The sequence below is a fragment of the Paenibacillus polymyxa genome (assembly GCF_015710975.1).
GTDB classification, from domain to species: domain Bacteria; phylum Bacillota; class Bacilli; order Paenibacillales; family Paenibacillaceae; genus Paenibacillus; species Paenibacillus polymyxa.
The window spans coordinates 5,169,232-5,180,623 of sequence record NZ_CP049783.1 but is presented as its reverse complement, the minus strand read 5'-3'; the positions used below and the strand labels follow the sequence as shown (position 1 = coordinate 5,180,623).

At 47.9% G+C, this 11,392-nt stretch carries 1 protein-coding gene; it reads left to right on the top strand.

The window, feature by feature from the left end; translation table 11 throughout:
• Positions 1-165 precede the first annotated feature (165 nt).
• Positions 166-11,373, top strand: coding sequence for a non-ribosomal peptide synthetase (locus tag G7035_RS23675; RefSeq protein ID WP_019687141.1), 11,208 nt, complete (start codon positions 166-168; stop codon positions 11,371-11,373).
• Positions 11,374-11,392: the final 19 nt, after the last annotated feature.

Sequence of the window (11,392 nt, the reverse complement as noted above, 5' to 3'; positions counted from 1 at the left end):
ATCAGTTTTCTAAAAAGAAATGATTTCACTTTGCATGCGCAGAGGGCGGCGGCTTGTCCGACTGCCCTTGCCTGCAAAGTATTAATTTTCCGACACATTGCTCAATTACGTAACAAAGCACCATTCCAACAGGGGTACAGACCCCATGAAGCAGGAGGGATGTCATTGAAAGCCTTATTTGAGAAGGAAAAAAACTACTGGAGTCATAAGCTGGAATCTGAGGATCATATCACTTGCTTGCCATACACCAATCATGTGTCCAAGGATACAGCTGCAACGAGTTCTAATTTTCTTACGTACACGCTCACATTTCCATCTGAAATTTCCCAAAGAATATTATCTATAACAGGTGGAGCTCCATGGGCCGTGTTTATGGTTCTGCTGGCTGGAGTTGAGAGCTTATTGCATAAATACACAGGTGAGGAAAGTGTGCTGCTGGGCATTCCAGTAGCCAAGTCTGGCAACGGTGCTACCAAGCCAATCAACCATCTGCTTTTATTGAAAAATACGCTGGATTCTTCAACGACCTTCAAAACCTTGCTGTCTCAGATCAAAACCTCTGTCAGCGAAGCTATTGAACACCAAAATATTCCTTTTTGGAACTATACCGAGGGGCTTGAAATCCTACGTAACAAGGACGACAAGCCTCTTATCCACACCACGGCCTCCTTGCGAAATATTCACATTTCTGATTTTCTACATCACGTGCAATCTGAGCTAGATTTTCAATTTCAATGGGAAAATGCTGCAGTTTCTCTAAACGTGAAATACAGTAGCGACCGTTACGACCAGATGACGATTGAACGCTTTGTTGAGCAGCTATTACGGCTGTATACCGTTGTTTTACATCAGCCAGAGTTGGAGATTTGCACAGCACAAGTGCTGTCAGAACAAGAAGTAGAGCAGCTGGTTCATACTTTCAACGATACAGCTGTAGATTATCCACGTGATGCTTCCATTCATGAATTGTTCGAGATACAGGCGAAGCAGGTACCACAGCAGGTGGCAGTAGTGTCTGGACCCAATAGCCTAACCTATGAAAAATTAAATGAAAAGGCCAACCGACTGGCTCATTTTTTACGTAAGCAGGGAATCCGTACCGAACAGACAGTCGGCATTGTAGCTGAGCGCTCAATTGAGATGATTGTAGGCATGCTCGCGATTCTTAAAGCAGGCGGGGTGTATGTTCCGATTGACTCTGATTACCCGGACGAGCGCGTGCGTTATTTGCTGGAGGATTCCGAGACCAAGATACTGCTTGTACAAAAAATGGAGCATCGGCCCACAGATTTTAAGGGAATAGTACTTGACCTGAGTGATGATGCGATCTATGAAACAGATGATGCTGATCGCTGCAATTCCGTTTTGTCGTATGATAACGGGATGAGTACAGATACGGGTAATATGGGATATGTGGACTGCTTAAACCCACTCTATTCTATTTCTGCTAGTCCCGAACTTGCTTCTACTACAACTATCCCAACAGAAGATACGCAATCAGAACAAGCTAAACCAATACAGCAGGTTTATGCAGCTGAAGAACAACCGAAGGCGACCGCAGCTGATCGCTTGGCCTATATTATGTACACCTCAGGAACAACAGGCCAGCCCAAAGGGGTAATGGTGGAACATCGCAATGTCGTTCGTTTGGTGAAACATGCAAACTATGCACGTTTGGATGCGGACACGCGCATTTTGCAGACTGGGTCTGTTGTCTTTGACGCGTCCACCTTTGAAATTTGGGGGGCGTTGCTAAATGGTGGACAGCTTGTGCTAGTGAGTCAGGATGTCATTTTGGACGTGCTCAAGCTTAAGGAAGCTGTACGCAGCCACAGCATTACCACGATGTTTCTCACCACACCGCTCTTTAACCAGCTGTCTCAGCAGGATCTGGCGTTGTTCGAGGGGATACGGGAGCTGCTGGTCGGCGGTGATGTGATGTCCGTACCACATATGAATCGGGTGCTGAAGGCTCATCCGTCCCTGCGAATCAGTAATATCTATGGCCCAACTGAAAATACGACCTTTTCCACAGTGCATGCGATCAACGGTGTGCAATCGGAATCTGTGCCAATTGGCAGACCGATCCATAATTCGACAGCATATGTCGTGGACCGTTCGATGCAGCTTCAGCCCGTCGGGGTATGGGGTGAGTTGCTAGTGGGCGGTGATGGGGTGGCACGTGGATACCGCAACCGTCCGGACTTGACGGCTGAACAGTTCATCGATAGTCCGTTTTGTAACGGCGAACGCTGCTATCGAACAGGGGACCTGGTGCGGTGGAATGCGGACGGAACGCTGGAATACAAAGGGCGGATCGACGCACAAGTGAAAATCCGGGGCTATCGGATTGAATTGGGCGAGGTGGAAGCGCAGCTGTTGAAGCTGGAGGCAGTCCGAGAAGCAGTTGTGATTGCACGGGAGGATGAGCAGGGGCAAAAGCAGCTCTGCGCTTATGTGGTAACCCATGCGGATGTACAGTTAAGTGAGCTTCGCAGTGCTTTGAACCGAGAGCTACCAAGTTATATGGTGCCGTCGTATTTTGTACAGCTGGAACAATTACCCTTGACACCTAATGGCAAGGTGGATCGCCGGGCGTTGCCGCGACCCGAGGGAGGCATAAGCTCAGGCGCAGAATATGTACCTCCTCAAAATCAATTACAAGCACAACTGGTCATAATCTGGAAAGAAGTGCTTGAAATTGAACGTATTGGCATTAAGGATAACTTTTTTGAAGCAGGAGGACATTCCCTGCGGGCGACACATGTCATATCACTCATCCATAAGCAATTGCATAAAAATGTGCAGCTAAAGGATCTATTCCAGCACCCAACCATCGAACAGTTTGCGCAGGTTATTGAAGCACTGGAGCAAACCACCTATGAATCCATCCCTGTTTCGGAGAATAAGCCATTTTATGCGGTATCTTCGGCCCAAAAACGGATGTATATTCTCAATCAGCTTGATGGAGCGGGAATTAGCTATAACATACCCGGAGCCCTGACACTGATCGGTTCACTTGATCATAAGGCACTGGATAATGCGTTCCGTCAGCTTATTGACCGCCATGAAACATTGCGAACGAGCTTTGAGACCATGAATGGTGAACCTGTCCAGCGAGTACATAACGAGGTTTCTTTTCGCGTGGAGTTGATTCATGCCCCCGGAGCTGACCAGAGGGAGACAGATGAGCTGGTGCATGGCTTTGTCCAGCCATTCAATCTTGAGCAGGCTCCGCTGTTCCGGGCTGGTCTGATTGAAATTAGTCCAGAGCATCATATTTTGCTGTTGGATATGCATCACATCATTTCTGACGGCACCTCTATAAATGTATTGATTCAGGACTTCATCCACTTATATGCAGGGGATACGCTTCCGTCGCTGCGTATTCAGTATAAGGACTACGCTGCTTGGCAGCGGGAGCAGCAACAAAGTGAACGCTATCAAGAACAGGAAGACTACTGGCTCAATACCTTTGCAGGAGAGCTGCCTGTGCTGGATATTCCGACTGATTATCCACGTCCGGCGGTGAGAAGCTTTGAAGGGGATGTACTAGAATTTACGCTCGATCAACGGCAAAGCGAAGGATTAAAAAGCATTGCGATGCAGACCGAATCGACTTTATATATGGTGCTGTTGGCTGCCTATACGGCTTTGCTTAGCCAATACAGCGGGCAGGAGGATATCATTGTCGGTTCACCAATCGCGGGACGGCCTCATGCTGATCTTGGCAATCTGATCGGTATGTTCGTCAATACACTGGCAATCCGTAATTATCCGGAAGGCGGGAAAACATTCCGCGATTATGTGCTGGAGGTCAAGGATAACGCGTTAAAGGCTTTTGAACATCAGGATTATCCGTTCGAAGAGCTGGTAGAAAAGCTGGGTGTGGATCGAGATTTAAGCCGCAATCCGTTATTTGATACTATGTTTGCTCTACAAAACCTGGAACAAACAGAGCAGCAGCTGGCAGAGCTGCAATTAGCACCTTATCCGAGTGAACAAACGACGGCTAAATTTGATCTAAGTCTGTTCGCGCAGGAGGATGGGGAACAAATTGCCTGCGGTTTTCAATACGGAACCCGTTTGTACAAACGCGAAACCATCGAACGACTGGCTGTACATTTACAGCAGCTAATCAATGTGGTTATAGAACAGCCGGAGATCGCTCTTGCGGCTATAGAAATGGTTTCGATCCAAGAAAAAGAGCAGCTGGTGAAGCAATTCAGCACTACAGCAGCAGACTCTCCGTATCCACGGGATCAATTAATGCATGTGCTATTCGAGGAACAGGTTGCACAATCGCCAGATCGACTAGCGATCACCTTTGCGGACACACAACTCACTTATCACGAGCTGAATGAGCGTTCCGATCGTTTGGCATGCCTCCTTACTTCCCATGGGATACGGCACGGGTCCGGGACTCAGATACAGCGAGTAGGGATAGTGGCTGAGCGTTCCATTGAAATGGTCGTGAGCATGCTGGCTATTTTGAAGGCAGGGGGGGCTTACGTTCCTATTGATCCCGAGTATCCGGAAGAACGCATCCGTTATTTACTAGAGGATTCCGGTGCCGAGCTGTTACTGTCACAGCGACGTGAGCAGGTTTCTTTTGAACCAGGTATTCCAGTCATCGATTTGAGCGATGCACAACTATGGAGCAGTGAATTTGAAGGCTACACTCATACCCATGGATCAGATGCTATTTCAAATGGGGGATCTGCCTTAGATCTTTCGCATGTCATATACACCTCTGGTACGACAGGCAAGCCGAAAGGCGTTATGGTCAATCACCGTAATGTCGTACGATTGGTGAAGAGCACTAGCTACGCCACGCTTGACGAAAATACGCGTATGCTGCAAATGGGTGCAGTTGTATTCGATGCCTCCACATTTGAAATCTGGGGAACGCTGCTGAACGGTGGCCAATTATATGTAGTAAATCATGACACTATTTTGGATGCTGCCAAGTTCAAACAGGCGATGAATAAGTATCGGATTAACACCATGTTCATGACCACGGCTTTATTTAATCAGCATTCACAGCAAGACATTGAAGTGTTTGCATCCCTGAAGGAATTGCTCGTGGGTGGTGATGTGATGTCCGTACCACACGCTAACCGCGTGCTGAAGGAGTACCCGCACCTTCGATTGAGTAATGTTTATGGGCCGACGGAGAACACAACCTTTTCCACCACCTATGAAATTATGGAACCGCAAACTCAAGGTGTTCCCATTGGGCGTCCGATTGATCATTCCACCGTTTATGTGGTCAATCGTTCGTTAAAATTGCAGCCTGTGGGGGCATGGGGCGAACTCCTTCTCGGTGGCGATGGCGTGGCACTCGGGTATCTGAATCGGCCTGTGCTTACGGCAGAAAAGTTTATTGAAAGTCCATTCCGGCCTGGAGAATATTGCTATCGTACAGGGGATTTGGTGCGTTGGCGTGCTGATGGCGTACTGGAGTACAAGGGAAGAATGGATGAGCAGGTCAAAATTCGCGGCTATCGCATCGAACTGGGTGAAGTTGAAACCCGTTTGTCCACGATTGCAGGTGTGAAGGAATCGGTTGTGATAGTGCGACAGGATGATCACGGGCAAAAACAGCTGTGTGCCTATTTTGTAACAGACAGCGAACTAAGCGCTAGCGACTTACGTAACGCTCTATCACAGGATCTGCCGAGCTATATGGTGCCTTCTTACTTTGTACGTCTTTCCAGACTGCCTTTGACGCTAAATGGCAAAGTAGACCGCAGGGCACTACCTCTGCCTGAGCATAATCTCGATACAGGCATGGATTATGTGGCACCTGAAACGGATGTTCAACAGGCTTTGGCTGCGGCATGGGGAGCCATCCTAGGTATTCAGAAGGTTGGGATACAGGATAACTTCTTCCATTTGGGTGGCGACTCCATCAAGGCCATTCAAGTGTCGTCTCGCTTGTTTCAGGCTGGATACAAGCTGGAAATGAAGGACTTGTTTAAATACCCGACAATTGCGGATCTAAGTACTTATATTCAGCCAGTTAACCGAGTAGCCGAGCAGGGCGAGGTTACCGGAAATGTTGTGCTTACACCGATTCAGCGCTGGTTCTTTGAACAGCCAACAGATGAACCACACTATTTCAACCAATCGGTCATGCTCTATCGACAGGAAGGCTATGACGAACAGGCACTTCGGCAGGCGCTCCATCAGATTACAACGCATCATGATGCATTGCGTATGATTTTTCGGTCGTCGGAGAACGGATATACAGCATGGAACCGAGGTGTAGATGAAGGCGAACCGTACCATTTGGAGTGCTTTGACTATAGGAACAGTGATGCTATTGAAGGGAACTTGGCGAAGATAATTGAAGCCAAATGCAATGAAATTCAATCAGGTATTTCTCTAAGCGAAGGGCCGTTGATGAGGCTCGGCCTGTTCCGTTGCCCGGATGGGGATCATCTGCTGGTCGCAATTCATCATTTGGTGGTAGATGGAGTGTCCTGGCGCATCTTATTTGAGGACTTGGCGACAGCTTATGAGCAAGCCTCCAAGGGTGAGCAGGTGATTCAGTTACCTCACAAGACGGATTCGTTCCAAACGTGGGCCGAAAAGCTGCACGCCTATGCCAACAGTCCGGCCATGGAACGTGAGCGGGCGTATTGGGAGGAGCTTGCACAAGCGGAACTGGCTCCTTTGCCGCAGGATTACGGACATAACGAGCACGATAAGCCATTGATTGGCGATAGTGAGTCGGTTACTGCTTTATGGACAAATGCAGAGACAGAGCAACTGCTCAAGCAGGCCAATCGTGCCTACCGTACAGAAATTAATGACCTGTTGCTGACTGCGGTAGGAATGGCGTTACAGGCATGGAGCGGAAATGATCGTTTCCTGATAAATCTAGAGGGACATGGACGTGAACCCATTTTATCAGAGGTGGATATTACCCGGACGATAGGGTGGTTTACAAGCCAATATCCTGTTTTACTCGATATGCCAGAAGAAACTGTTCTTTCGCAGCGAATCAAACATGTGAAGGAAGGACTGCGCAGTATCCCGCAAAAAGGGATCGGCTACGGCGCACTGAAATATTTATTCGACAGTCAGACACAGGCATCGGAGGGACCTTCAGCCATATTTACGACAGCTCCTGAAATTAGTTTTAACTATTTGGGACAGTTCGATCAGGATATGAAAGGAAACGACTTGCAGTCATCCCCATATGAGGGGGGGATGCCACTTAGCCCGACAATGGCTCGGACATATACACTGGATTTTGGCGGCATCATTTCGGGAGGTCAGTTGGGGCTGACAATTAGCTATAGCCGTACCAGCTACCGACCAGAGACGATTGAGCGATTGGCGAGATTACTGGAATCGAGCTTGCGCGAAATTTTGACACATTGCACCCATAAAGAACACCCAGAGCTGACCCCAAGTGATATTTCCTATAAAGGAATGAGTGTGGAGGGCTTGGACAGCCTGTTATCTGAAATGGGCGCTGCGGGTGAGATCGACAATGTATATGCACTAACCCCGATGCAGAAAGGGATGTTGTTTCACAGCCAGCTTGATAGTCAAGCAGCCGCGAATGACGCGTATTTTGAGCAGGTTTCTTATGATATGCGGGGTCGGATAGACATCGGGAATTTTGCAGAAAGTCTGAATATGCTGGTTCGGCGACATGAGGTGCTACGTACACATTTTTATTTCGGCCGGGATACGGAGCCGTTGCAGGTGGTCTACCGAAATCGGGATTGTGGCTTCTATTATGAAGATTTACGCGAGTTGGATAGCGATACAAGGGGCATTTGGCTGAAGAACTTCAAGTTGGAAGATAAAGCAAGGGGATTTGATCTGCGTCGGGATGTCCTGATGCGTATAGCGATTTTGCGCACCGGGGAAGACAGTTACCATATTGTGTGGAGCTTCCATCATATCGTCATGGACGGCTGGTGTCTGTCCCTAATAAATAAAGAAGTGTTTGAGAGCTATGCAGCACTTCAGGAGGGCAGAGTGCCGGAGCTGGCACCGGCAGTGCCGTACAGCCGCTTTATTGAATGGCTGGAAGCACAGGATCGCAAGGCGGCAACTGATTACTGGAGCAGCTATTTATCCGGGTATGAGCAGCAAACAGCACTACCAGCTGTAAAATCCGGCCGCAAGAGTGGAGGCTATACAGCTAGTGATTGGGTGACGGTTTTGGAGCGTGAGCTTACCCTCCGGGTGGAGGAGACGGCTAAGCGATATCAGGTAACCATGAATACGTTATTACAAACCGTATGGGGAATTGTGCTGCAAAAATATAACAACCACCGTGATGTCGTATTTGGTAGTGTCGTCTCAGGCCGCCCATCGGATATTATCGGAGTCGAGGGTATTATCGGCTTGTTCATTAATACCATTCCCGTTCGCATCTTTAGTGAGGCAGGGGAATCTTTTGCAGAAGTTATGAAGAAAACGCAGGAACAGGCGCTGGCTTCTCATGCGTATGATACGTACCCACTGTTTGAAATTCAGGCATTGACTGACCAGAAACAGGATTTAATTAACCATATTATGGTGTTTGAAAATTATCCGGTGGATGAGCAGGTCGAGGAGATGGAAATTGATGGGCAGGAACTTTCCCCGATTTCCAACGTGGTAGCTCTTGAGCAGACCAACTATGATCTGAATGTAGTTGTAATGCCGGGAGAATGCGTGAAGATTCGTTTTATGTATAATGCGTTAAATTATGATCAAACAGACATTGAGCGTCTGCATGGACATTTTGTGAACCTGTTGGAGCAAACTTTGCTTAACCCAAATGTTCGCGTAGAAGAGCTGGAACTGGTTACAGCGGCGGAAAAACAGCAAATTACTAGAGAGTTTAATGACACTTCCTCTGCATATCCAGACAATCAGACGATTCATAAACTGTTTGAGGAGCAGGCAGAACGCACACCAGATCATATTGCCGTAGCTTTGGGTCATCAAACATTGACCTATCGGGAGCTCAATGAGACAGCCAATGGATTAGCGCGGACACTGCGGGATGCAGGGATTAAACCTGATGAACCTGTGGGCATTTTGACAGAGCGCTCGTTGGATATGATTATCGGAACCCTTGCTATTTTGAAGGCTGGAGGCGCGTATGTGCCGGTAGACCCTCAATATCCAGAGGATCGTATCCGTTATATGCTAGAGGACTCAGGAGCCAAGCTCCTGTTGGCTCAGCAGGATTTATTGGATCGGTGCTATTTTGACGGACAGATTGTCAATCTGAATGATGATAAGTCGTACAGTGCAGATGCTTCCAATCCGGGTATAGATGGAGCGAGTAATCATGCCGCTTATGTCATTTATACCTCAGGCTCAACAGGTAAGCCTAAGGGTGTCGTAGTTGAGCACCGAAGTGTTGTGCGTCTCGTCCGCAATACGGATTATGTCCCATTTGATGAATCAACCCGAATGCTGCAGACATGTGCGTTTGTATTTGATGTATCTACATTTGAAATTTGGGGTGCACTGCTGAACGGCGGTCAGCTTGTTCTCTTGCATAAGGATGATCTTTTGGACGCAGCCAAGATGAAAGAGACGATACAGGATCATCACGTCAACATGATGTGGCTGACCACACCATTATTTAATCAGCTTTCGCAGCAGGATAGTAAACTTTTTGGTGATGTGAAGTATTTGTTGGTTGGTGGTGATGTTTTGTCTGCACCCCATATTAACCGGGTCCTGCGCGATAATCCGCATATGAACATCATTAATGGCTATGGACCAACGGAAAATACAACCTTTTCGACGACATATCACATTACGGAAGAACAGCTGGATTCTGTGCCAATCGGACGTCCCATTTGCAATTCGACGGCGTATGTTGTGGACTCATCATTTAACTTGCAACCGGTCGGAGCCTGGGGTGAGCTGGTTGTTGGTGGAGACGGAGTTGCGCGTGGTTATTTGAATCGCCCTGAACTGACGGCTGAGAGATTTCTTGCTAATCCGTGGGTGGACGGAGATCGCCTGTACTGTACTGGGGACCTTGTTCGCTGGCGTGAAGACGGCATACTGGAATACGCTGGACGGATTGATCAACAGGTTAAAATTCGCGGTTACCGGATTGAGCTGGGCGAGGTGGAGACGAGACTGGCAAGTGTACCTTCTGTACGGGATAGCGTTGTTATCGCTTTGCGGGATGGAGCAGGTCAGCAGCAATTATGTGCTTACTTCACTGCCGATGAACAGCTGACCATCCGTGAGCTTCGAACTGTGATGTCGGCCAGTCTGCCGAGCTATATGATTCCGTCCGCTTTTGTACAGCTGGATCGGTTTCCGCTGACGACTAACGGCAAAATTGACCGTAAAGCTTTACCTGTGCCGGACAAAGCATTGCACACGGGGATAGAATATGTCGCACCACGAACCGATGTGGAGCAGTTGCTGGCAGCTATTTGGCAGGAGGTGCTTGAAATCCCGCAAGTGGGAATCCACGATGACTTTTTCACGTTGGGTGGACATTCCTTGAAAGTACTGGAGCTTATACGCAAAGTTCGTCTTGCTACAGATATTGAGCTGCCCATCCGTAGTGTTCTGGAGTTCCCGACCATAGAAGAGCAGGCGCTCACATTATTGAAAGCCGATCTGGACTACAAGGTCGATAGTCCAATCATTCGGTTGAATGAACACGGTCCGGTTTCCATCTTCTGCTTTCCTCCTATGCTTGGATACGGACTGTCGTTCGCAGAGCTTGCAAAACAACTGGACCAAGATGCAGTTGTGTATGGATTAGAGTTCGTAGATGATGTTACGGATGAGCAGGCAATGTTGGCACGATATGTTGATTTAATCATCAGCACGCAGGCGCAAGGTCCGTATGTGCTGCTTGGTTATTCTATAGGTGGGAATCTGGCGCATAAGGTTGCCGGCACACTGGAGCGTCAAGGTCATACTGTATCCGATATTTTAATGCTCGATTCGGTCAAAAGGGCAGAAGCTCTGCCTTTCACAGATGAAGAAACAGAGCAGGAAATTCATGCCATGCTGGAACAGGTTCCCGAATCCTATCGTGAGCTGTTGAATGAAACATACCAGCGTAAAATGATCGCTTATGCGGTGTATGGCAACCAGCTTGTGAACACAGAAAATGTTCAGGCGAATATTCATGGCTTTGTTGCCGCTGGATCGGAAACGGTGAAGGGCACAGGAGATAATAAACTTTTATGGAAAGATGCTACACAAGGAAGCTATGAAGAGCATAGCTTGATTGGTAATCATTATGAACTGCTGGAACCCGGATTTATCGAAGAAAATGTAAAATGTATCCGTGCCACAATACACAAGATAACCCGGAACATGGGCAAAGACGTGACACAAGGATTGGCCCATCATAATTCTTGAAAACTTACAGTCGATGATT